The following is a 23838-nucleotide window of genomic DNA, read 5'->3' on the forward strand; positions in this document are numbered from 1 at the left end:
GGTTTAGGCCTCGGGGCGCACCAGCGGGAAGAGGACGGTCTCGCGGATACCCAGGCCGGTCAGGGCCATGAGCAGGCGGTCCACGCCCATGCCGCAGCCGGCAGTGGGGGGCATGCCTTGTTCCATGGCGGCGAGGAAGTCCTCGTCGAGAACCATGGCTTCGTCATCGCCGTGGGCGGCGAGGCGGGCTTGGTCTTCGAAGCGTTCGCGCTGGATCACCGGGTCAACGAGCTCGGAGTAGCCGGTGGCCAACTCGAAACCGCGGACGTAGAGGTCGAACTTCTCGGTCACGCCACGCTGTTCGCGGTGGTCGCGGGTCAAAGGGGAGGTCTCCACCGGGAAGTTGATCACAAAGGTCGGTTCGTAGAGCTGGTCAGCACACAGGTGCTCCCAGATTTCCTCAACGAGTTTGCCCTGGAGCCAGCCTTCGTCCTTGGGCACCTTCAGGCCGATGACGTCCGCAATGCCCTTGAGTTCCTCCACGGAGGAATCCACGGTGACCTCCGGCTGGCCGGGGAACTTGCGAGCCAAAGCCTCGTTCAAAGACGGGTACATCTCCATGACCTTCCAGTCGCCGCCGAGGTCGTAGGAGGTGCCGTCGGCAAGCGTGACGGTGGTGGAGCCGAAGACTTCCTGCGCGCAGAACTGCACGAGTTCCTTCATGGTCTGCGCGCCGTCCTTGTAGGTGCCCCATGCCTGGTAGGTCTCCAGCATGGTGAACTCCGGCGAGTGTGAGGAGTCAATGCCTTCGTTGCGGAAGTTGCGGTTGAGCTCGAAGACGCGCTCAATGCCGCCGACGACGCAGCGCTTGAGGTACAGCTCCGGCGCAATGCGCAGGTAGAGGTCCATGTCCAGCGCGTTAGAGCGAGTAATGAATGGGCGCGCCGCGGCACCGCCGTGCAGGGTCTGCAACATCGGGGTTTCCACCTCGACGAAGTCATGGCCCGTGAGGAACTTACGCACAGCCGCGATGACCTTGATGCGGGTCATGGCATTCTTGCGGGCGTCTTCGCGCATGATCAGGTCGGTGTAGCGGTGGCGCACACGCTGCTCTTCGTTCATATCCGCGAAGGCAACGGGCAGCGGGCGCAGCGCCTTCGACGTCATGCGCCAAGACTGCGCCATGACAGAGAGCTCCCCGCGTTTCGACGCAATCACGCGCCCCCTCACCGACACAATGTCACCCAAGTCCGTGTCCGACTTCCACGCGGCCAGCGCCTCTTCGCCGACCTCAGCCAGAGAAAGCATGACCTGCAGCTGCGTGCCATCACCCTCCTGGAGGGTGGCAAAGCACAGCTTGCCGGTGTTGCGCTGGAACATGATGCGTCCGGCGACGGCCACCTCGTCGGAGGTTTCTTCGCCGGGGTGGAGGGCCACGGTGCCGTCGATAAGCTTGGGCGACTCTTCTGTCACAACGTGGTACTTGTTGCGCAGATCCTTCAGCGACGTGGTGCGGTCCACGACGACGGGGTATGGCTCATGCCCCTCGCTAAGAAGCTTTTCGCGCTTCGCACGGCGGATCTGTTGCTGTTCTGAAAGGTCCTGGGTAGTCACGGCTATCTACCGTAGTCGGTTTGGCTCACCAATACTCGGGCAGGGTCCACACCGGCGGGTCATCCAGTTGACCACCCGGGTGGATCGTGCCGTCTTTGCCCGCATAAATCGCGTCTGCCTTGCGGGGCGACAGCGAACTGTGCACGGCGAGGACGGTTAACCACGCGACTTTTCGCACAGGTTGAGGTACATGCGCTTGCTTTCGGCTTCACCACCGTTGACCACGAACAAGTACTGTGCGTCCTCGCCTTCTGGGACGATGCGGTAGGCCGGTGGGGTCACGTCTTCCATCTTGTAGGAGCGTGCAGAGCACTTCTCATTACCAATGACTTCCGCGTCTCCGTCCGGTAGCTGGCTGTCGCGGGTCTGCTCATCGCCGTAATCAATGATGCTCACGCCGAGGTCCTGGTCAGAGCAGCGGATGCGGGCCTTCTGCCCATCCTCCGGGGACTGGGACTGGCACTTCATGTTCAGCCAGCCACGCTGACCGGATTTCTCCGAAATGATCCGCGGGAACGTGTCCGCCATCTTCTGCTCTTGCGCATTCCAGTCCTCGCCCTGGTTGTTCCAGAGCCACCAGCCACCAGCGCCGATTCCGCCAAGCAGCAACAAGATCACGAACACGAGCAGCCAGGTCAGACCCTTGGACTTCTTCTTCGGTTGTGGCTCAAAAGCCGCCGGCTGGCCGTAGCCTGCCGGGTAGCCGTAAGGCTGCTGGTATTGCGGTTGCACGGGCGGGAAACCCGGGTTGGTGTCTGGGAAGTGCTGCTTCGGGCGCTCCGGCTGCTCTTCTACCGGCTGGGCGGGCAGGCCCCACTGCACTGTCGCGTCGTCGGCCTCTGCTTCGGGCTGAGCCTTGTGGGGGAAAGCCAATTTCTCCAGGTAGTCGCTGGCGGATACAGTAGATTCCAGCAGCTCCTCATCCACCGGTTTGGTGGTCAACTGGGAGATAATCTCCGCGAAGGTACGGCGGTTCTCAGCTGCAGTGCTCGTGGCATCCGGTGTGGGGCCGACCATTGCCAGCATCACCGGCGCAGACAGGTTGCCCTGCTGCACCAGAAGGTTGTCCACGTTCAGGGACCGCGCCAAAAGATCAGCGTGATCAGCATTGTTGTAGTGGTCAATAGCGCTGGCCACCGGCGCGAGCAGACTGTGCGCCTCGGAGTTGGAGAACGGGGTGCCCCACTTCACACGCCCCTCAATGATGGAGCGCAGCGTATTACCCTTCGCCTCATCGCGCACCACGTAGAGCTTGCCGTCCTCGGTGACACCGCAGTCACGCAACGACACCACTGCTGGCTCATCCAACCAGCGCAGGCCGGAAGCGAGCTGAGTGATGGCGGTAACCCGGTCGCCTTCGACGACCTCGTTGAACAGCTCCACCTCAGCGGTGCTGTTACCCCACGTGTTCGTAGCAAAGTAGACGGTGGAATCCGCTGTCGCCGCTTTTTCCTTTAATTCCGTCAACGCATACTTTTCGTGCAGGAGCTGAGCAAGCTGTGAATCAACCATGGTGAAGCTTTCGATGTGAACCGATGAGAACTGGGATGTGTACTGCTACTTGTAATCGGAGAAGAAATCGCTAGCGTCCCGGTTCGCGAACTGGAAATCAGCAAGGCGTGCCTTGCCGTCCTGGATCACCACAAAAACAGCACCGCCGGACGAAGAACCGTTCTTGTTGCGAACCTCCACGAAGTACGCCGCATCAGCACCCAACTCATCCTTCAATGCACGCTCGTAGGCCTCATCATCGGTCTTTGTAAAGATGTAGAGGAAGTCCCTCGCATCCAAAACCTCGCCAGCCTTCGGGTCAGAAGCCTTGAAGTAGTTGTCCACGCCCGAGAAGCCGTCGTTCACTTCAAGCTCATCAAGAATGTCGCTGCGCGATTCACTCAACGAGTTGTCAATGAGCCAACGCTCAGTCTCCTCGTTCGTGCGCAGTTCAAGGAACTGATTGGTCAGCTTCTGTGCCTTCGAGGCATTACGGTCCCCACCACCGATACCGGCGACCAGACCCCAGATGAGCAGCATGACCAGCGCAGTGGCCACTGCGGTACCAAGGATGACGCCCTTGGAGGAACGGGCAATCTCTGACTTGGTCTTCTCCATCGCCGGGTTCAGGCGGTCCTGCGCCATCTTGGAGTACTCGGTGAAGGTCTCGCGACCCTTGTCAAAAGTACTCGGGCCCTGCTCACTCTGCGGCTGACCCGGCGCGAAGCCCTGCGCACCGGCAGCACCAGCAGCACCTGCCGGGGCACCCCCAAAGTTGGCCTGGGCCAGGTCGCGGAGGGCGGCGATGTTGATGTCGGGCGCGTTGACGTCGTTAAGCTTCTGATCGTAGAGGCTGCGACGCTGCGGATCACCGAGAATATCGCGGGCGATGCGCAGCTCCTCAATGCCACCCGGGTTGGTGGCAATGCCGGAGTTGATGCGGTTATCCAGCTCCTGTGCCAGCGTCGCGGGGTCTGCTGAACGGTCGAGGCCGAGCGAGTTGTAGAGGTCGTAGTGTGCCATGTTCTGAACTAAGTCCTTTCTCACATCCCGGCGCAGGCCGTCGGGCTTCCGCTGTCTAGGGCTGAATGATAGCGAAGTATTTTCAGTCTGGACACATGAAACCTGGACAAACCACTACGGTAACTAGTGTGAAACCCGCACTGTTGGGCAGATTTCGCACCATGAAGGAGCACATCCATGACGCAGCAGAACCCAGGTTCCTACAACTGGGGAGTCCCCACCCCGGCGTATGGCGCAGGACCACCTCAGCCTATGCCGCCACAGCAGCCACTCAACACGCAATCAGCTAAGCGAGGCTTACCGACGACTCTCAAGGTCCTCCTCACCCTCCTGGCCGTGCTGGCCTTGGCGTTTGCTGGACTGTGGATCTTCCAGAAGCTGCGTCCCTCTCCGACAGGCCCACTGGGTTGGGATGAAACCACGTTGTCCTCCAAGTTGGAGGCAGGCAAGCTCACGGAATGTGAGCTGGGCACTGACTTCTATGATTCCGTGGGCATCAAGGACGTGGAGAAGGATTACGAGGAGTGCATCGGCACCGCGACGAGCTCCGACGGTGCGGAATTCACCGTCACTCTCGACGCGTCTGCTTCCCCGAGTGGCAACGGCAAAGCCCCCAAGGATGCGGAGCTGACCGGCTGGAAGGAATCCACTGACTCGTCCTCCGTTCCGGATGAGGTCAAGGACCTGGCTAATGACAGCTACGGCCGAGGCCAGCAATGCACCATGTCTAGCTCGAAGCCCATGCTGCAGAAAGTAGAGCTGAGCACCAATGGCCCGTGCGAGGCGCTGTACCCGGTGGCACGCCAGCTGAACAACCTGCAGACGCAGTATGACTGGGAGCGCACCTCTCACGGCATGTTCGACTTCGGATCGCCAGAATTCCTTGAAGTGAAGGCGGAGCCACAGTCCCTGGTGGTGCCTGTATTCAAGCAAGCCAAGGATGAGGCCCGCGGCTTTGGTGACACGCTAGAAATCAAAGACCCGGATTATGAGGGCACGACCTTCACCATCACCGACGGCAACATCAGCAGTGGCAGTTCACCACGCGTGTGCGCCGAGGGCGAAGTGACGCTGGGCAGGAACACCAATGAGGGTGCCTACCGGTTCAACCTGCCAGACACCTACGTGGCGTTGTTCCCGAATGGCCAGCGCTTACAGCTGAACGCGGAGGACTACCCAGTACGCATGCAGGAGGGTGAGACCAAGGGTGGCCTGCGTTTCTGCTCCTCTTACACACCAGAAGTGATCAGCAAGGAATTTGTTGTCTTCGTTGGTAGTTCTTCTGACGACGAGTACGCCACCTGGGTGGTCAAGGACGGCGGCGAGAACGAGGAGGCTTAAACCCCCGGCCCCTCACCCATGTTTTTAAAGCCGACACCGACGGGCACGCCCACGTTGTCAATGAGGCGCACGGGACCGAAGGTCGCGGCGGCGAGCAGACGCGCGTCGCCCGTCTCCGGTGCCGGACCGAAGCTCAAGTCGCGCACCTCGACATAATCGGGGGTGACACCGCCAGCCTCTAAGACACCGCGCACGGTCTCCAAGATCACGTCCACACCACGCTCCGCCACGTGCGCCCCAGCGGTCAGTGCTGCCGAGAGCGCCAAGGCTGCATCTTGCATGTCATCGGGGACGCGGTCATTGCGCAAGGACATGGCGACGCCGCCGGTTGCGCGGATCGTCGGCAAGCTATGAAGCTGAACCTCCATATTGAGCGCACTGACTGCCTGCTGCAGCGCGACGAGTTCCTCAAAATCCTTCTCCCCCACGACGACGTCCGAGGCGTGCGCGGCGTTGATCGCGGCGATAGTGCGCGTGATATTCGCACTGATCTCCTCCGGATCCTCCAGGTGATCCAGCTGCGGACGAATGCGCACCGGCGGGGTGAAGCTGCCATGGAAGACCACGTCCACGCCCTCACGCGCGAAGTCCTCCGGAACCTCCTCACCGGAAAAAGTGACCATGACAATGCTGCCCAGCAGCGACTTCGCCGCGCGGATCAACGCGATGTGACCAGCGTGAATCCCAGTGCCGAGCGGCACCAGCACAACCCTCTTGCCGGTCTTGCGGAACGCCCGGCCGTACGTAGCAAACTGCGCGGGGTCCGTCACGACCACCGCATTCCCCGGTGTAAACGTCATACCCGCAAGGGTACGGCCCTACAGCGAATTCTTCCCCATCGCCCACAGTTCAACTGACGACGACCCCCTGCGCGCTGCTTGCCTACGTTCCAATTCCACAAACAATCTCCCAATACTCGGGTCCTCGATGGTGTGGTACATCTGCTCCAGATGTGGAACGTCCACCTGCAAGTTCGGGCCTTCCCCGGGCAGCGTCCAGTACTCATCGAGCTCCAGCCCGATCGCCGGCACTGCCTGGGTGAGCAGCTCAAAAGCATCCAGACGCGCCTCATCCACGAGATCAAGCATCCTTTTGCCTGCCATGATCACGGGGCGCTGCGCATCCTCAATCATGGTGAGGTTCCCACCCATCTCCGGGATGAGCAGGCTCAGCACCGACTCCCCCACCTCATCAGCGGCGGATGCGACCCAAAAGTCCTTCCACACCCGGTGCGCCGCCATCACGATCGCGCCCTGCACCTCCAGCGGGTCCAACACCTGCACGCCGTACTCCAACGACGTGTGCATGACCAGCTGCCCGCGACGGACCTCGCTGAGCCACCGGTCCACCATCACCTCAAGCGGCACTCCCGGCACGTCCAAGACAATCATGTCCACGTCCAGGTGGTCCCCATCGCCGTTAATCTGGCGCGCGGTATGCCCAGCGAGCTCAAACAGCTCGACGGTTTCCTGGTCCCCGAGCACCCCAACAGTCAGGCGCGGTTGCGTCATCGTGATTGACCTACTTGTTCTTCTTGCTGCGCGCCAGAATCTCCGCCACCGTCAGCGCACCCTCGCGGTGCTCATCTGCACGACGACGCCCACGGTGCGTCTCCTCCGGCGCCTCCTGCTCAGCCGGCTCAGCCTGGACAGCCTGCGCGGCTTGCTTGCGCTCGGCGCGTTCACGGGCCTCCTGCTCCGCGCGTTCACGGGCCTCGCGCTCTGCGCGCTCTTGGGCTTCTCGCTCTGCACGTTCGCGGGCCTCGCGCTCTGCGCGCTCCCGAGCCTCACGCTCTGCACGCTCGCGCGCTTCACGTTCCGCGCGTTCTCGCGCTTCGCGTTCGGCACGCTCGCGGGCTTCCTGCTCCGCACGCTGACGAGCTGCTTCCTGCTCTGCACGTTCGCGCTCTTCCTGGCGTTCGCGGATCAGGTCCGTCAACGGGTTACGGCCCTCCGGTATCGGCTGGGAGCCCACGCGTCCAGCAACAGCATCCGACGACGGCGCGCCACTGATGTGCGAAGTCGCAGGCTGCGTCGGGCGGGACAGAGCATTGATCGCCTCTTTCTCATCCCGGTCGCGCACAGGGGTAATGCGGGCGGTGTCCTCGGTGGAGTTGGACATCTGCGGGGCAGGCTGTGCTGGCTGCGACGGCCCTGCAGGCTGTGCCTGCTGCGTACGCGCTTCGATCTCGCGGATGCGACGGGCTTCGGCCTGGAGGGCAGCGGGCTCATAACCGAATTCGCGGCCGGAGAGATCCTCAAGCTGGGCGCGAAGCGCAGCGAGTTCCGCGCGGATTTCGCGCAGGACATCAGTGTCAGCGGCTGGTGGCTGGCCGTCGGCAGCGCGGGCGGCTTCGTTGCGGGCACGGAGAGCTTCCATCTCAGCATCGTGTTCGCGTTCGCGGGCGGCGAGGAGGGCTTCGGCCTGTTCACGGTCCTTACGTGCGCGGGTAACCAACAGGAAGCCGATGATCGCGGCCCACAGGGAGGCGAGGAGGGCAATCTGCAGCCATGCGGAAGAGTCGCTGAAAAGCATGATCACGGTCGCAACAAGCGCGAGCACGATCAGAACAATCATCCAGAAATTGCCGCTGTCGCGGGATCGGTCCTCACCAGTCATGGTGCTTACCTTATCCTGCCGACTCACCCTCAGCAGGTGGCGACACCTCACAGGACCTCTCCAGAATCAGCCCAGCTACAGCCAACGCCACACCCCCAAGAGTGCCCGCCAACACCCCAGGTAGGTCCGCCTCCGCAGCCGCCAACACGTTCACGCGTGGCACGACCCACACCGCCAAACCGAGGAACCAGCCACCAGCAACAGCGCCCGCCCAAGCACTAGCCTTACCGACGACCATAAAGTTAGCCACCATCATCGGATTCATCTGCGAGCGATCCAACCCCACGCGTCCTTCCTCACGCCGGCGGCGCACCATCACAGTGAGGAAAACGCACAGCACAGCAATAATCCACAACGGCAGGGACCACACCGGAGAAATGGTTTGCCACGCCCCGTAGAATCGGCGCACGAGGATGAGCGCCGCCGCGGCGAAGAAGCCGGCAACGGCAACGAGTTCAGCCGTGTTCGTGCGGGTCATGCGGGGCTCACCTGGTTCTCGGGGGTATCTGGAAGCGCGCGCAGAAGCTCGTCCACGCGCTGACCACCCATTGTGGCCTGCTCGTCGAGCTCCAACCAGGGAACCAACACGAAGGCTCGCTCACTCGCGCGCGGGTGCGGGACGGTGAGGTCGGGGGTGTCGACGAGGATTTCCTGCCCCGCTGCGCTAAAAAGCGCAACGATGTCCACGTCGAGCGTGCGCGGCCCCCACCGCACATCCCGCACGCGGCGCGCGTTATTCTCCGCGGCTTGGCAGCGCGCCAACAGTTCATGTGGCGTGCAATCGACGTCCACGATGAGCGTCTGGTTGAGGAAGTCATCTTGTGCCACCCCACCCCACGGCGCGGTGCGGTACACCTGCGACGCTGCGACGAGCTCATCTGCGAACGAGCGCACCACGCTGGCCAGGTGGGCGCGGGAATCCTCCATGTTGGAACCGGTGGACAGCACAGCACGCATCACGTTTACGCCTCCCGGCCGGGCAGGGTTCGGGTTTTGCGGGAGCGGCGGGCGGTGACGGCGATGTCGTCGATAAGCAAGCCCACCGGCGCGTGCGGCTTGTGTACGGTGACCTCGACGGCGTGGAGCTGCTCGTAGCGCGCAAGCGCATCGTCGGCGATCTCCGTGGCCACCGTCTCGATGAGTTCGCGGCGCGTGCCCTCCGCGATCCGGACCGCGCCGGCGGCGAGCTCAGCGTAGTTGATGGTTTTAGTCAGGTCATCCGTGTGCGCGGCGTCGGCGAAGTCGAGCCAACACGTGATGTCCAGCAAGAATGGCTGGCCAAACTCCGCCTCGTGTGGCAGAACACCGTGCCCGGCGAAGACCTTGATGCCGGTGAGTTGGATGCGATCAGCCACGAGCTCCTCCTTGCCATGCGGCAGCGACATCCACCGCATCGCGCGACACGTCCACCTCGTGCACACGCACGCCCCACGCACCGAGGTGCGCGCTGATCGCGGTAACAGCGGCGGTTGCCGGGTCAGCCAGCGACGGGTTTGCCTCCAGCCCACGGTTCGCGCGAATCTCCGTAAGGAAGCGTTTGCGCGACGCCCCCACGAGGACCGGCAGGTCACCGGCAATGAACTCCGGCAGTGCGTGGAGCAGCGCCCAGTTATCGGCAGCCGTCTTGGCAAAGCCCAGGCCCGGATCAAGCACAATCTGGGAGTGCTCCACGCCGGCCGCGATGGCGTTGTCCGTGAGTCGTTTCAGCGTCTCGTGCACGTCCGCCACCACGTCCCCGCCGTGGTCAGCGCTGCCCGATGCGTTGACAAAGTCCGCATTATCCACCGTGCGCCAGTGCATGAGGCACACCGGCAGCGCGGTTTCCGCCATGACGCGATACATGTCTGGATCAGCTAGGCCACCAGAGACGTCGTTGATCATGTCCACGCCGGCCTCCGCCGCGGCAAGCGCCGTTGACGCGCGCATTGTGTCCACGGATGTGCGGATTCCTTCCGCGTGCAACGCCGCAATCACCGCTTTAGCGCGCTCCGCTTCCACCTCCGCCGGCACGCGGGTCGCGCCTGGGCGGGTGGATTCTGCGCCGACATCAATCATGTCCGCACCCTGCGCCACCAGCTCCTTCGCGTGCGCGATCGCACGGTCGCGGTCGAGCCACTTCCCGCCGTCAGAAAAGCTATCCTCCGTGACATTCACAATGCCCATGACCATCGTGCGGCCGGGTGTGGTCAGGTCTGCAACAGTAACCATCTTTACCCCCTGATCAAGCTCAACACTTCAGCGCGCGAGGCCGCATTGCGTTTGAAACCGCCGCGCACAGCCGACGTCGTGGTCGTCGCCCCCGGCTTCCGAATACCACGCATGGCCATACACAAGTGCTCACATTCGATCACCACGATCACGGATTGCGCATTCAGCTTATCGACGAGCGCATCCGCAATCTGACTAGTCAACCTCTCCTGCACCTGCGGCCGCTTCGCATACATATCCGCCAGGCGCGCCAACTTGGACAGGCCAGTCACGTGCCCGTCCTCGCCGGGGATGTACCCGATGTGCGCGACACCGTAGAACGGCACCAAGTGGTGCTCGCACGTGGAGTAGATCGGCACATCCCGCACCAACACCAGCTCTTCATGGTTTTCCGCGAAGGTCTTTTCCAACACCGTCGTCGGATCCGTGTGCAAGCCCGCAAAGACCTCTTCATAGGCCCGCGCCACCCGCGCTGGCGTTTCCAAGAGTCCCTCACGGTCCGGGTTCTCGCCCACCGCAAGCAGCAGTTCACGCACCGCTGTCTCTGCGCGCGCCCGGTCGAAGGAGGGGCGCTCCTCGGATTGCTGTGGCGTGGCCTTCTTCGTCTCTGCCGGGGCTCCCGCATTCGGGTTCACCGCACGGGCAATTGCCGCGTTCAAAGGATCAGTCATCATTAGTGTCCTCCGGCTTGAAGTGGCGGGGAGCAGATTCACGCTCAATGCTTTCAGTGTCCTGCTGAGCACTAGTCGCCTGGTCACTGTCGTCCCAGACGTGGTCCGGCTGTTCATTCTCCGGCAGGCGGAAACCGATCACTTCGGTGTCAGCGTTGCCAGCTGGACCTGTCGGTCCAGCAGGAGCGACGGGGTCATGCGGTCGTGCTGGGCCTTGTGGCCCGGTTGGGCCAGAAGGCCCAACCGGGTATGCACGGTTACCCGGGTGCTGCTGCGGTGGGCGTTTGTCGCCAGGGAAGGACCAATCGGCGGGAGGCTGGGGGCCGCCATAGCGCGGTTGCGGACCACGCGGGCCGGGGTTCATGGGGCCGTTCTGCGGACCACCTTGCGGACCACTCGGTGGCGCAGCGTACGGCCCGGCCTGCGCCTCACGCTCAGCTTGACGGCGAGCGCGAGCTTGCTGCGATGCCTCCAACAGCGAGAACTTCTTCGGCGGTTCCTCGCCTCGTTCCTCGGCGAGTTCAACCGGAGTTTTCACCGGTTCGCGGCCAATCTGACGGCCAAAGCGGGAATCCACCGGCGGAAGACCAGAGCCCTGCTGCTCAATGCCATCAAAGATGGCCTCCAGGTCACCGCGGCGCAGCGTCTCCTTCTCCAACAGCTTGGAGGCGAGAACATCTAGGTAGTCGCGGTGTTCTTCGAGGATGGAGTAGGCGCGGGTGTGGGCGACGTCGATAAGCTCATGCACCTCGCGATCGATGGTCTCGGCGACTGCGGGCGAGTACTCCAGCACACCACCACCCATCGCGCGAGCGAAGGGGTCGCCGGCTTCATCGCCGTACTTGACCGTGCCCAGCGTGGACGACATGCCGTACTCCATCACCATCGCGCGAGCAATCTTCGTGGCCTGCTCGATGTCCGCGGACGCGCCGGTGGTGGGCTCGCCGAACACGAGCTCTTCCGCCGCGCGACCGCCCATGGCGAAGACGAGGCGGGCGAAGAGCTCGTCGCGGTTGTACATGCCCTTGTCATCTTCAGGCGCTGTCATCGCGTGGCCGCCGGTTCGACCGCGGGCGAGGATGGTGACCTTATATACGCGCTCAATATCCTTCAGCGCCCACGCCGCGAGCGTGTGACCGCCCTCGTGGTAGGCCGTGACCTTCTTCTCCTTCTCGGAGATGACCTTGGAGCTGCGACGCGGGCCACCGATCACACGGTCCGTGGCCTCCTCGAGCGCGTCCGCCGTGATCACGTTGCCGCCGATGCGGGCGGTAAGCAGCGCAGCCTCGTTGAGCACGTTAGCCAGATCCGCACCCGACATGCCTGCCGTACGCTTGGCCAGGGACTTCAAGTCCACGTCTGGGCCCAATGGCTTGTTCTTCGCGTGGACCGTCAGGATCTTCTCGCGGCCGGCCAAGTCCGGGTTGGTCACCGGGATCTGACGGTCAAAGCGGCCCGGGCGGAGCAGCGCCGGATCGAGGATGTCCGGACGGTTCGTCGCGGCGATGAGGATGACGCCTTCGCGGTCGCCAAAGCCATCCATCTCCACGAGCAGCTGGTTCAAAGTCTGCTCACGCTCATCGTGGCCGCCACCAGTGCCGGAGCCACGCTGGCGGCCCACCGCGTCAATCTCATCCACGAAGATGATGCACGGGCTATTCTCGCGCGCCTGTTTGAACAGGTCGCGGACGCGGGAGGCGCCGACACCGACGAACATCTCCACGAAGTCCGAGCCCGAGATGGAATAGAACGGCACGCCCGCCTCGCCCGCAACAGCGCGGGCCAGCAACGTTTTACCGGTTCCCGGCGGGCCGTAGAGCAACACGCCACGCGGGATCTTGGCACCCAACTTCTCGTAGATCTCCGGATCCTGCAAGAAATCCTTAATCTCCTGCAGCTCATCCACCGCTTCATCGGCGCCGGCGACATCCGCGAACGTATTCGTCGGCATGTCCTTAGTCAGCTGCTTCGCCCGCGAACCACCAATACCGAACATGCCGCCACCAGCCTGCATGCGGTACATGAAGAAGAAGATAAGGCCGAAAACCAACAGCATCGGCAGCATAAAGCCGAGCATGGACATCAGGAACGACTCCTGCGTCACATTCGTGGTGTACTTATCAGCCTCCGCGCCCTTCACCGCGTTGAAAATGTCCGGCGTGGTGCGTGCCGGGTACTGAGCCTGAATCTCCTCAATCCCCTCACGCTCCTCCACCGTGATCGGCTCGCGCAGAGTCAAGCGGACGCGCTGCTCCCGGTCGTCGATCTGAGCTTCCTTCACGTTCTTCGTGTTCAGCTGCTCAATCGCGACCGACGTTTCCACCTCTGTGTAATTACGCGACGGGTCCCCGATCAGCGTGGTCACATACAACAGGATGAGGACAACGGCGGCAAAAATGCCGTAGCGCACAACGTTTTTGTTGGTCTTGTTTTTCATCTAGCCTTCGTGCGTTCTCAAGCGTAGGGATTAGGGGTCAATAACGCCTACAGCCTACCCATCACCCGGAGCATTCCCACTTTTGTACCACTGGGCGGGATGAAAGAGCCGGTCCGCGCACAGACCCCGAACCGCCGGCCCACAACCCAGCGGGGCTAGATCTCTACCGCGTCCGGGCCTTCTTCGCGGGACGGCACCGGCTCTTCACCGGAGTAGACGCGCGGGTGCAGCGTGCCAATGTAGGGCAGGTCACGGTAGCGCTCGGCGTAGTCGAGGCCGTAGCCGATGACGAATTCGTTGGGGATGTCAAAGCCGACGTCGAAAAGCTCGATCTGCGCACTTTGCACCTCGGGCTTACGCAGCAGGGTGATCACGTTCAGGCTCTTCGGCTGGCGGCCCTTGAGGTTCTTGAGCAGCCAGGACAGGGTGAGGCCGGAATCGATGATGTCTTCGACGACGAGGACATCGCGGCCAGAGATTTCCTTGTCCAGGTCCTTCATAATGCGGACGACACCGGAGCTGGTGGTGGAGTTGCCATAGGAGGACACTGCCATGAATTCCACCTGGGAGGGGATGGACAGTGCACGGGCGAAGTCAGTAAGGAAGTACACCGCACCTTTGAGGACACAGACCAAGATGAGGTCTTCTTCGGCGTCCTTGTACTGTTCGGAGACTTTGTCCGCCATTTCGCGGATTCGGTCTTGCAGTTCGTCTTCCGGGATCAGTATCGCCTCAACGTCGTCGCCGTAGCGGTGTGCTGGGACCTGGAAGTCTTTGTGATCGCGCAGCTTCGTTCCTTCAGCCATACGGCTATTTTGCCAGAAGATTGCTTGCGCGCGGCCCCCACCCCCTCTCCCCTCAACCTCACCCGGCGTGTAGTAGCCGAGTTGAGCTTCACAAACGTTGAAACAAGGGCTGCTCCATGCGCTACTCTATGTAAGAATCTGCTTAAAGGAGACTGAAGAACTATGCGCCCTCGCCTCACGGTTGCCGCTGTGTCTACAGCAGTGGCAGTGTCGTTGTCCCCCGTGGTTGCCCACGCCGCACCCGCCCCGGTGACGGGCGTGGGGTTGAACGGGCCCGTGAATAAGTCTGTTGCCGTTGACGCGCAATTTAATCCTGACGATGCCTACACCGTCGGCCTTCAGGCATTACGTCAGCTGCGCGGCGAGATGTGGGACCTCAACCCGCGCTTTACCCTGCACCTTAATTCCAAGCCAACTCACCTCCAAGACATTGCAGCCGAGTACCGCCTGAACAATAAGGAGGAGTACGTCAACGGCTTTTCCATTGATCACACCTTGACCCGCATTGCCATTCAGCGTGCTGTGGAGGAGACCGGCAGCAAGGACTACACGCAGACGCGCAAAGCCAACCACATACGCCCAGATGGCACGGACTTCTGGAAAGCCATGGTTAATCCCACCTTTGAAGATGAGGCACAAACCGTGGAGGAAGCCCTAGATGCTGGTAGCAATCTGCGGGATTCCATTCTGAACCGCTGGGGGCGCAGCCAGCTAGACGGCCTCAATAAGGTTGGTGGCCATAGCAAATATGAGAGTGTCTACCTTCACTTGTTGCTCAACCCGCAGTACAGATACTACGGCTTCGCCCAAGTGAGCATTCCGGGTTCGAAGCATGGGACATACACGGTGGCGGAGGCAAACACAGTGCCCCACAAGGGCACCAAAATGCCGACGGGCGAACAGCGCGTGTGGCTATACCGCCCCGCAGCGCCCGGTGAGAAACCAACGGGATTAAGAAAAGGAGTACCGGGCCCGCTGCGTGACCTCAACGGCCCCAGCAGCGCAGGTGAATCGAGCGGTGGGGCGGGCCCGATCCTCGGCATCATCTTCGGTGTCTTGGGCGTGCTGGGGATCATCGCGGGAATCGCGCGACAGCTCGGCCTTCTCGGCTAACTCATCTGCATGACAAGGCGCAAAACCATCTACTCCTTTAGAGCTGGAAGACCCGGTCCCACGTCCACTTGTTTTTCTTAAAAGCGAAAGAGCATGAACATGAACAACTCAAACCCCTACGCCCTGCAACCCCCGCAACAGCCATACCGCCCACCACACGAGCACCCAAAGAAGACCTCGGCTGGGCTCATCGTCGGGGCGATACTAGCAGTCCTTGTGCTGATCGGGGTTGTATCGGCGGGATGGAATTACTTCAGCGAGAGCTCCAGCAGGAAAGTAACGGACGCAAAGAAACTCGAACAAGCTTTCACCGGGGGCAAGCTGAGCGGCTGCGACTTGGGGGATGAGTTCTTCGGCCCAACGGGGTGGACGGACGTCGAGAATAAGGGCGAATTAGGTTGCTCCGGCTACTATGACACTCTGCAGGGCCAGATTTGGACTATGTTGAGGTTCGGCAGGGACACCAGCGACACCCCCATGGAACCCGCAACGGAGGACATCACGGGCTGGGAACAGTCCGCTTACTACTCTCCGGAAAAACCTGTGTGCGTGATGCGGAGCGACGCCCCAGAGTTAGCTCATGTTCAGCTCATAACCAAGGCACCGTGCAAAACACTGTATTCAATGGCTGTGCAGCTGAATAACCTCGTGGTGCAATACCGAGGCGAGAAAAGCAACCTCACGTATATGGACGCCACGCGAGAGCCACCGTACATCGCATACGGCCTCTATGTGGAAATGATCGAGTATACGACGCCGCTGGGCACCACGCAAACGATTGTTACTAGTGAGTCCGAAGGAACGTTGACCGTCGACGATGTGCAGATCCTTTATCGGCCAGACGAGCAACGACACGACCTGTGTGTGCATGCCACATTCAACACCGGGCCGTTCAGTCCGGGTCAAACCACAGTGCCTAAGCCTGGCCTGACCCTAATCAAGCCAACGGGTGAGACCACCGTCATCGACTATCAGGTTGAAAACAAGACGTACAAGGAATACGAGGACGTCCCACTCGAAGGCTGCATTAATTATACGCTGGAATTCCGCAATGCAGAGCTGTTAATTGGCGCGTCAAATCGCATCAACCGCGATCCTCTCGTCACCAAGTCATGGTCCTTTCGCGTTGGTGGAGATTTCGGCGAGAAAGTAGTGGGCTAGAGCGCTGCCACGGTGGGTCCGCTCGGCCCCAGCTGGGGGGGGATTCTGCCTGTCGTGCGCCACCAGAACGACACCGAACAGAAGCCAACCGATCGGCTCGGCAATGCAGCTGAGCCAGTTAATGTTTTCGTGGGTACAGGTTGTGGCGTTTCACGCTTGCTTATCGACGTTCAATTCCCCATCCCGCCGCTCCACCTGCAGCCCACCACCAATGGCCGCGGGGCCTTGTCCTCGCCAGTCTGTGCACAAGCGTTCAATCGCGGCGAGTTGCCCGCCGGAAACGCTCACCCCGTACCCTCGCAGCCACGCCATGATGCGGCGTTGGCGCACGGGCGCTGGTTCAGTGGCCAGGACGGCGCAGTCATTCGTCGGACTGAGGTCGACCAGGGAGGCGATGAGTTCCTGGTCAGCAGCGATACGGTCTGCAGCACGCGCGAGAGCGGGGACAGCATCACCGCCAATGAGTTCTGTCAGGGCGGGGATGATGGAGTGGCGGATGGAGACTCGTCGATAAGCAAGCTCCTCATTCATGGGGTCGTGCCAGGGGGCGAGACTCAGTTCACGGCACGCGCCGACGGTATCCGCGCGGCGAATGGTGAGGAAAGGGCGAACCAGGCGGACACCACTATCAAGTGCTGTGACAGCAGCCATCCCCGCTGGGTTCCCCCGCAGCGCCCCCAACAGCAAGGTCTCGGCCTGGTCCTCGCGGGTGTGGGCCACCCAGATCTCCCGGCCATCGCGATTCGCTGCGGCCGCGAGGGCTGCGTAACGGGCCTCCCTCGCCACCGCCTCCACACTCTCCCCCGGCGCGGCCCCGACCTCGACGGGGATCACCTCTGCGGGCACGCCCAGCCCCTGTGCGGCTGCCACCGCACGACGGCCGGCTTCCGTGGAGCCCTCCTGCAGCCCGTGGTCGACGACAACAGCCCGCACATCCTTGCCCTCCGCAGCAGCTGCAGCCACCAGTGACAAAGAGTCAGGGCCGCCTGACAAACCGATCAGCGCTGGCTCATCAAAGGGCCGTACCGCCCGGCGGCATTCCACAAAGTGCGGCGAGACCCGCGGCCAAAAAAGTTCCGCCACCACGGCTAGAACTCCCGGAGGGTGGACGCGAATTCATCCAGCTTCTCGCGCGCCTTCAGGATGTCACTGTCGTTGCTGATCATTGCGAATGTGTACACGTTGCCAACTTTCGACGTCACCGTGCCCACCAGCGCGGACGTCCCCGTCAACGTCCCCGTCTTCGCACGCACCCAGCCTTTGCCCGGCAGGTCCACGTACCGGTCGTAGAGGGTGCCGTCGCCGCCGGCAATGGCGAGCGCGGGCAGCAAATCCCGCAGCTCATCCGTCGTCGTGGCGCGCAGCATGATGTCATCCAGCAACCGCGGCGGGATGAGGTCAAAGCGGGACAGCCCGGAAGAATCTTCCAGCGTCACCCCCGTGACATCAAAGCCATGTTCGCGCAGAATATCGAGCGTCACGCTCGGCGACGTCCCACCCTTCGCCCGCGCCACCTCACGCCCAATCGCTTCCGCCATGACGTTGTCGGATTCCTTCATCATCTCCCGCAGACGCTCAGACAGCGGCGGGGATTCCACACTGGCGATTACTTCCCCCTCCGCCGGCGCCGGACCAAAACCAACGGTCTCCGCCCCCACCTTGTCGGCGAGTGCCCGTGCCACATCCAACGCCGGCGTGTGCGAGCGTGGCACATCCCCCGTTGCCTCACCGATGCGCCCGCCGTGAATCATCACCGGTTCCATGGGTGCGATGTAGCCACCATCAACATCCTCCGGATCCCACCCCGGCATGAATGCCTCTTCCGGCCACACCGACGTGTCCACATACACGGCGGTGGCGGAACCCACCTGTTGTGCCACCTTGTCAATGCTCTCCGGAGTCCACCACACATCCCCTGCGGCCTTGATGGTCACCGCGTCTCCTTGGCGCACGACCTGCGTGGTGATCGTGGCATCCTGCTCAAGCGTGTACAACGCCGCCGCCGCGGTGAGCACCTTCGTTGCACTCGCTGGCTGCAGTGGATCGCCTGCCTTCTGCTCAAAGATCGTCGCCCCCGTCGTGCCGTTGCTCACACGCACATGCAACGTGCCCAGCTCCGGGTTCGCTGCCTGCGCCGCCAACGCTTCCTTCAGCCGCGCCTCATCGATCGGCTCCGCCGACGCCGACTCCACCGGCAACTCCCCCGGCTCCGCCATGCTGTACGCCGGGCCATGGGTGAGCTCCCCCACCTCGTTCTGCACCCACACACCCGTGCCGGCAACACCTGCCACGACCGCCAGTGCCACCGCACCCACCGCCCAAGGCCAACGCTTCTTGTTTTCACTCATCGTGTTCAAGGGTAGCGGTACCGGCCACCTCAATCGCTTTCGGACAAACAAAAGCTCCTCATCAGCCGGACCGATCTCTCGATCCCCGATGAGGAGCTTCCGTCACCCGGCGCTATGCCACCATCCGACGTCGCGCCGTAAAGGCACCCGCCAGCAGCAACAGCACACCAAGCAAGATCTGGATGAACACGCCGTGCCCACCGGTCTTAGGCATCTCACCGGTCTTGGTGTTGGCCAGCTTCATGGTCACCTGGACTGAGCCATCCTTTGACTCCTGGCTAAACCCAACGACAGGGAAGCCATAGATGTCTCCAGCATTATCAGCCGTTACTTCCGTACCGGTCTTATCCTGCGGGCCAGAAAGAATGTACAGCCTCGTCTGATCTCCATCCTTCACCACACGGAAGTAGATCGGTTTGACCAGCAGGTAGCCACCGTCCGCAGCCTTCGTCTCCGTCAGCTTGTAGCGTCCGTGTTTCAGCTTGTCCCAGTTGAACTCACCCTTCGCAGCGCTCTGGACGTCAGCTAGCTTCTGCTCACCTTTGTTGCCTGCATCCAGGCCTTCAAGCTTGAACTCAGCGCCGTCAAGGCCCATATTGTTGTCCTGAGCATCCACCTTGTTCAGCTTGAACTTAAAGGTCGTTGGCTTCTTCATGTAGTACACGATGTAGTGACAGCCACCTTCGAGTGGAATGTTCTTTGCCCTGAAGGCATTACGCCTGCCATCTTCACCAGGGGGAACAGGGATATCTTCAATGTTGTGGTCCTGACTCCTGAGATCCGTCTCGGTGCCGCATCGACCTTCAGCATTTTTGCCGCTAGCTACCTTGATAGGCACCCAGCCATCCGGTACCTTGTCGCGCCTCGCACCAGCGATGGAGATTTCCCTATAACCGCTAGTTCCGTTGAGGCGATACTCCGCAACAAGGTTGTCGTGCCCGGCTTTTTCCTTTGGCAGGATCGTCTTGTTATCAACAACCGGTCGACCCTCGGTCATAGCCGTGAAGTCAAACGCCCAGTTCTTGGATTCTTCGATCGTCGGACGAGTGTTCTCAGGCGACGGGATGAAGTTGGGATCATCACCTTCGTAGAAGCGACGCTCAACGCTGACCGCACAGGTGTTGAGGGAGTTGATGATGGCCTGCTTCAGCACCTCGCTGTTTTCGAAGTGTGCGAAGTCAGCTGCACGGAGGGACGTGACATCACCATCGTGACCGCGACCACCAGAGATTGCACGCAAGTTCTCCTCAGAGACTTCAAGTTCGCGGTCTCGGCTGGTCCTCACACCACTCCAGTGGGAAGGGATTCCTACAGCAATGATGCGGGATCCCTGCGACTTAACAAGGTTAGCGGCGCCCATTGCTCCTTCAACATCGCGGAACTCAGTCCAGGCTCCGTCACTCATCCACTCATCGAAACGTGGGTTGCCCGGCGTCGGCATCCTGTACGTCGGGTTGCCATCCGTGACCATGTACACGGCGTCGTACTTGTTGTGCGGATTAGCAGCGTTGTACTTAGCTACCTCATACAGCGCCTCCTGCCAGTTTGTTGCGTCATAGTCGTGCGGAGCTCGACTCAAAATCCTGACCCAGTTATCAATAGCGGCCCTGCCTTGCGGCGAGCTAAGATCTGCTGGCGCACTGAAGTTTCGGGGATTTCCCGCAGCGGGGGAGTTTGATGCAAAAGTGAACAAGCCCAAATGTGTCGAAGTATTCTGAAGACCGTCGGCGACGGAGTTAATCACACCTTTGATCGTGCGAATACCGTTGTCACCCATACTTCCGGAAACGTCAACGATCATAGCGACGTTCATTCCACAGCGAGAGGGCATGGCTGGATTGTCACGTACCTGCTGGAACACGCCAAGGGAGCTTCGAGCGTTCGCACGGCCACCACGAGCTTCGTACATGAACGAGGCGGACTTTCCGGTACCTTGCCAGTCGGAGCCATACTTATTATCGACTTGCCAAGCGGACCCATTTCGTGTGTAGTTCACACCGGAGAAATAGGTTCGTCCACTTTCCAAGTAAGGCGTAGCATAAGCGTACCGCTTCTTCGTTCCGGGGTCGGTGTACCAGTTTCCAGAACCGCCGATACGGATGAAGGGTTGGTTCTTGAATCCTGGTGAAGCCTCCGCCATACCAACCCAGTAGTAGGAAGAGCCACGGCTAAGAGGAATATCGAATACACACTCGCCATTCGCATCAGAAGTACAGGTTGCCCACGGTTCGTTGACTTTCACCGGGCGGGCGTTGGCTGTCATGTGATGATGTGCTTCCGCATTACCGAATGTGCTTCCGGAAAGCGGATAGTACAGCTGAAGTTTTGCCCCCTCGCCAGCAGTGAAACGATCAACACTGTTGAGGCGCCCGCTTACACGAGTGGAGTTAGGGGGGTACTTGCCTGCGGAAGGCAGAACTTGGTCCCCACCCACCTGCACGACAAGGCGTGAGTAGCCAGCACGGACAGGCCCGCGGTTGGATCCATAGTTCGCATGCTGGAGACGCGCGCCACGGTAAAGCCCCCATTGGGTACTACGGGGAGCAATTTGGGTGGTGTAAATCGTAGCGGTGAGGTCAGTCTCAGCGTCGAGAACCTTTGCGGCGGTGTCCAGGGTGATCACGTCACCGGTCACCTCATCGGGGATGAGCTCTTCCTCTTCCTCGGTGGGGTTTTCGGGGTAGTTGAAAACGTCGACAGAATCCTCATCAAGCTGTGCTCCATCAACCTCAGCGTCCTCGACGGACTCGATGTTGAGGGAAGCTTCGGTGCTCATGAGGGAAATTTCCTCAAGCGGGAGTGCCTGGTCGCTGCCCTCAAATGCGGGGAGGTTCAGCTTGGCTTCAAGCTTGTATTCCTCGGTGCCATCCGGAAGCGTGCGCACATGCTTGAAGGTGGGTTCCTCAGCCAGTTCCGGCTCAGTCACCGTCTTCTTCTCTTGCGTGAGCGTGGGTACTGCTGGCAGCTCACCATTGGCGTCAGCAGCCTCATCATCTGACGGATCCTCAGGGAAGTCCGGGAACTCAGCGGCCGGAACAGCTGGCGCCGCTTCAGAGGTTGCGCCAGACTCGTCGGTCACCATCCACGTGGGGTCAGCGGTGGTGTCAACGGGTTGCGCGACGGCCGGCACCGTACCAAACAGCACCGTTGCCGCGGTGAGCGCCGCAGCGACTCGCTTCTTCAGGAAGTTCTTGTGAGCACGCATTAGTTCGCGTTCCTCCTAGAGATAAAGGCACCAAGACCAATAAGCATCAGACCAGCAATAACGATCCCCAAAACACTTGCACCCGTTTCCGGCAGCCACCCTGGTTTCCCAGGAGTTTCCGGTGGGGTTCCGGGAGGTGTTGCCGGAGGGGTAGCCGGCGGCGGAGTGGTTGTTGTCGCCGGCGGTGTTCCGGGTGGAGTGGCCGGCGGCGTTCCCGGGGGTGGTGTCGGCGGGGTCGTGGTAGTCGGCGGCGTCGTGGTGACCGTCGGGGACGGCTTCACCACCATGACGTTCTCGTAGACGAAGCGGTTCCCGTGCGCGTCGGCAAGCGGGAGCACAACCCACTGGGGTGCAGAAACGTGATAGTTATGCGCGGTGTCTGGGGCGACCTCTTCAAGCAGGTACAAGGCGGGCTTGAGGTTGGTGAAGGTGACCTCACCCTTCGCATCCGTGGTCAAAGTGGCCACCGGCTCGCGCTTGATGGGGTTCCACTCTTCCTGCGTACGCGCGCGGTTAGCTCGCTCACGGTCCGCATCATTTCTGATCAGGTAATCCGGGGCGATGTACAGCGTGAACTTCACGCCCTCCAGACGGCCCTCCGGCAACTGGCCTTCCCGGTGATCGTTGTAGGGATTGCCACGCGCCTTGGTCACCTTGAGCGACAACCCACGGCTCGTGTCCACAGACTTCATCGAGATGTTGCGGTCATTCCCGTTCGCAGGACGCGTTTGCGCATCTGCGATTCCGCATGGCACAGCGCACAGCATGACAGACATGGCTGCGCTTGCCGCGAACATCCTAGTTTTCATTGTCGCCTTCACCTTCAGCATCGATTGCTGTTTCAAATTCATCTACCTGCTCCCCAGCAGCACCATCAACCGTTTCCAAGTCCTCGACCTGTCCAGGCTGACGCTGCTTACGCAGCCACCAGATAATGCCAATAATTGCCACCGCAGCGATGGCCAGGATTAGCCACATCCACCACTGCATGAGCTTGTTCGACTGTTTGAACACGCTTTCTTCGGCCTGATCCATGGGCACACGGTGCGCATGAACCAGCAGACGGTGCGTGTTAATGCCGTACGGTGTACACGTGATCAGCGTGAGCAGATCCTCACCGGCCTGCGCCTTGAGCGAATCCGTCTCATTCGGCAGAACAACTTCGATCTTGTGAACCTCGTACTTCATCTTGTGCCCGTACGTGTTCAGGTAGATCGCGTCGCCCTCTTTGACATCAATGAGGTTGTCCCACAACGTCGCATTGGTCAGACCCGTGTGGCCCGTCAACACAGTGCGGTTACCCTCCCCACCGATCGGCAGCGCCGACCCGAAGAGGTGCCCAATGCCCTGCTGCAGCACTTCTTCATCCGTGCCGTGATACACGGGCATGTTCGACTTAATCGACGGGATGGCCACCTGGGACATCGCCGGATAATCGCTGAGTTCCTTCAGGTAGTCCTGGTACTCAGTATTATCCTTGGAAATGCGAGCCAGCCATGGATCCAGGATTGGCCCATCCGTGTGCTCCTCGTTGTACACGCGGGCAGATTCCAGTGCGCGTTCCATCGCCGCCGGGTCTGTTTCCTCAGTGTAGAGAAGCTCACTGTTGTATTCGTTCACGGATCGCTGTTGCAGCCAGTTGTTCCATTGCGTTGAAACAACCGGGTAGAGCAACACAGCTAGCCCCAGCAGCATGATCAGCAACGGCATGAGCACGCGACGGGCCCCGTTTGGCTTGGCTGCGTTCTTGGCAGCACCGCCTTCGGGCGCATCTGTGTCTACCGGCACCAGCGATGACATTGGGTCTCCTCGTTGAAAAATGGGCGGGGATATTTTCTTTTTGCTTTTCGACGCCTCCCCG

The 23838-nt window shown here is 61.1% G+C and carries 21 protein-coding genes; 3 read left to right on the forward strand and 18 right to left on the reverse strand.

Going from position 1 to position 23838, the window contains the following annotated elements:
* Nucleotides 1-3: 3 nt before the first annotated feature.
* From lysS to QP968_RS04290, 3 genes are all read right to left on the reverse strand, one after another.
* The gene (lysS, locus tag QP968_RS04280) at nucleotides 4-1554 is read right to left on the reverse strand and encodes a lysine--tRNA ligase (RefSeq protein ID WP_284855174.1); all 1551 of its coding nucleotides are present in this window, start codon (nucleotides 1552-1554) and stop codon (nucleotides 4-6) included.
* A 156-nt stretch (nucleotides 1555-1710) separates the two neighbouring features.
* Entirely contained in the window at nucleotides 1711-3066 is a 1356-nt protein-coding gene (locus QP968_RS04285; RefSeq protein WP_284855175.1) for a hypothetical protein, read from the reverse strand.
* Nucleotides 3067-3111: 45 nt separating this feature from the next.
* A complete protein-coding gene (locus QP968_RS04290) occupies nucleotides 3112-4068 on the reverse strand; it encodes a hypothetical protein (RefSeq protein WP_284855176.1) in 957 nt (318 codons plus the stop codon).
* A gap of 177 nt (nucleotides 4069-4245) precedes the next feature.
* Between QP968_RS04290 and QP968_RS04295 the strand changes: the two genes are divergently transcribed.
* Nucleotides 4246-5409 carry a hypothetical protein gene (locus QP968_RS04295; RefSeq protein WP_284855177.1) on the forward strand — a complete coding sequence of 388 codons (1164 nt, stop codon included), beginning with the start codon at nucleotides 4246-4248 and terminating at the stop codon, nucleotides 5407-5409.
* Here QP968_RS04295 and QP968_RS04300 read toward each other — a convergent pair.
* The 10 genes from QP968_RS04300 to hpt all read right to left on the reverse strand — a co-directional run bounded on the left by QP968_RS04300 (nucleotide 5406) and on the right by hpt (nucleotide 14150).
* On the reverse strand, nucleotides 5406-6209 hold the full coding sequence (locus tag QP968_RS04300) for a pantoate--beta-alanine ligase (protein WP_284855178.1): 804 nt from the start codon (nucleotides 6207-6209) through the stop codon (nucleotides 5406-5408). The genes QP968_RS04295 and QP968_RS04300 overlap by 4 nt on opposite strands.
* Nucleotides 6210-6227: 18 nt before the next feature.
* Complete coding sequence (locus tag QP968_RS04305; protein WP_284855179.1) at nucleotides 6228-6920, reverse strand: 6PGD fold domain-containing protein; 693 nt, start codon at nucleotides 6918-6920, stop codon at nucleotides 6228-6230.
* A 10-nt stretch (nucleotides 6921-6930) separates the two neighbouring features.
* A complete protein-coding gene (locus QP968_RS04310) occupies nucleotides 6931-8028 on the reverse strand; it encodes a DUF6779 domain-containing protein (protein WP_284855180.1) in 1098 nt (365 codons plus the stop codon).
* A gap of 10 nt (nucleotides 8029-8038) precedes the next feature.
* A complete protein-coding gene (locus QP968_RS04315) occupies nucleotides 8039-8506 on the reverse strand; it encodes a DUF3180 domain-containing protein (RefSeq protein ID WP_284855181.1) in 468 nt (155 codons plus the stop codon).
* Nucleotides 8503-8985 (reverse strand): 2-amino-4-hydroxy-6-hydroxymethyldihydropteridine diphosphokinase, encoded by a 483-nt coding sequence (folK, locus tag QP968_RS04320; protein ID WP_284855182.1) that lies wholly within the window; start codon nucleotides 8983-8985, stop codon nucleotides 8503-8505. Before folK ends, QP968_RS04315 begins: the two co-directional genes overlap by 4 nt.
* A gap of 5 nt (nucleotides 8986-8990) precedes the next feature.
* Nucleotides 8991-9383 (reverse strand): dihydroneopterin aldolase, encoded by a 393-nt coding sequence (gene folB / locus QP968_RS04325; RefSeq protein WP_284855183.1) that lies wholly within the window; start codon nucleotides 9381-9383, stop codon nucleotides 8991-8993.
* Nucleotides 9376-10236 (reverse strand): dihydropteroate synthase, encoded by an 861-nt coding sequence (gene folP / locus QP968_RS04330; RefSeq protein ID WP_284855184.1) that lies wholly within the window; start codon nucleotides 10234-10236, stop codon nucleotides 9376-9378. Before folP ends, folB begins: the two co-directional genes overlap by 8 nt.
* A gap of 2 nt (nucleotides 10237-10238) precedes the next feature.
* Nucleotides 10239-10907 carry a GTP cyclohydrolase I FolE gene (folE, locus tag QP968_RS04335; RefSeq protein ID WP_284855185.1) on the reverse strand — a complete coding sequence of 223 codons (669 nt, stop codon included), beginning with the start codon at nucleotides 10905-10907 and terminating at the stop codon, nucleotides 10239-10241.
* Nucleotides 10900-13344, reverse strand: a complete 2445-nt coding sequence (ftsH, locus tag QP968_RS04340; RefSeq protein ID WP_284855186.1) for an ATP-dependent zinc metalloprotease FtsH — start codon at nucleotides 13342-13344, stop codon at nucleotides 10900-10902. The genes folE and ftsH overlap by 8 nt, the downstream gene beginning before the upstream one ends.
* A gap of 155 nt (nucleotides 13345-13499) precedes the next feature.
* Complete coding sequence (hpt, locus tag QP968_RS04345; protein ID WP_284855187.1) at nucleotides 13500-14150, reverse strand: hypoxanthine phosphoribosyltransferase; 651 nt, start codon at nucleotides 14148-14150, stop codon at nucleotides 13500-13502.
* Between the two features lie 162 nt (nucleotides 14151-14312).
* Here hpt and QP968_RS04350 point away from each other — a divergent pair, with 162 nt between their 5' ends.
* Together QP968_RS04350 and QP968_RS04355 are read left to right on the forward strand one after the other, a co-directional pair.
* Complete coding sequence (locus tag QP968_RS04350) at nucleotides 14313-15263, forward strand: hypothetical protein (protein WP_284855188.1); 951 nt, start codon at nucleotides 14313-14315, stop codon at nucleotides 15261-15263.
* Nucleotides 15264-15362: 99 nt separating this feature from the next.
* A complete protein-coding gene (locus tag QP968_RS04355; protein ID WP_284855189.1) occupies nucleotides 15363-16424 on the forward strand; it encodes a hypothetical protein in 1062 nt (353 codons plus the stop codon).
* 150 nt (nucleotides 16425-16574) lie between these two features.
* On the opposite strand, the gene tilS is transcribed toward QP968_RS04355, so the two are convergent.
* From tilS to QP968_RS04380, 5 genes are all read right to left on the reverse strand, one after another.
* Entirely contained in the window at nucleotides 16575-17507 is a 933-nt protein-coding gene (gene tilS / locus QP968_RS04360) for a tRNA lysidine(34) synthetase TilS (protein ID WP_284855190.1), read from the reverse strand.
* Between the two features lie 5 nt (nucleotides 17508-17512).
* On the reverse strand, nucleotides 17513-18772 hold the full coding sequence (gene dacB, locus QP968_RS04365) for a D-alanyl-D-alanine carboxypeptidase/D-alanyl-D-alanine endopeptidase (RefSeq protein WP_284855191.1): 1260 nt from the start codon (nucleotides 18770-18772) through the stop codon (nucleotides 17513-17515).
* A gap of 112 nt (nucleotides 18773-18884) precedes the next feature.
* On the reverse strand, nucleotides 18885-21977 hold the full coding sequence (locus tag QP968_RS04370; protein WP_284855192.1) for a SpaA isopeptide-forming pilin-related protein: 3093 nt from the start codon (nucleotides 21975-21977) through the stop codon (nucleotides 18885-18887).
* Nucleotides 21977-22786, reverse strand: a complete 810-nt coding sequence (locus QP968_RS04375; RefSeq protein WP_284855193.1) for a pilin N-terminal domain-containing protein — start codon at nucleotides 22784-22786, stop codon at nucleotides 21977-21979. Before QP968_RS04375 ends, QP968_RS04370 begins: the two co-directional genes overlap by 1 nt.
* Nucleotides 22776-23777: a class C sortase gene (locus QP968_RS04380; RefSeq protein WP_284855194.1), complete on the reverse strand. Its 1002-nt coding sequence runs from the start codon at nucleotides 23775-23777 to the stop codon at nucleotides 22776-22778. The genes QP968_RS04375 and QP968_RS04380 overlap by 11 nt, the downstream gene beginning before the upstream one ends.
* Nucleotides 23778-23838 lie beyond the last annotated feature (61 nt).

The organism is Corynebacterium sp. MSK041 (assembly GCF_030232265.1).
GTDB lineage: Bacteria > Actinomycetota > Actinomycetes > Mycobacteriales > Mycobacteriaceae > Corynebacterium.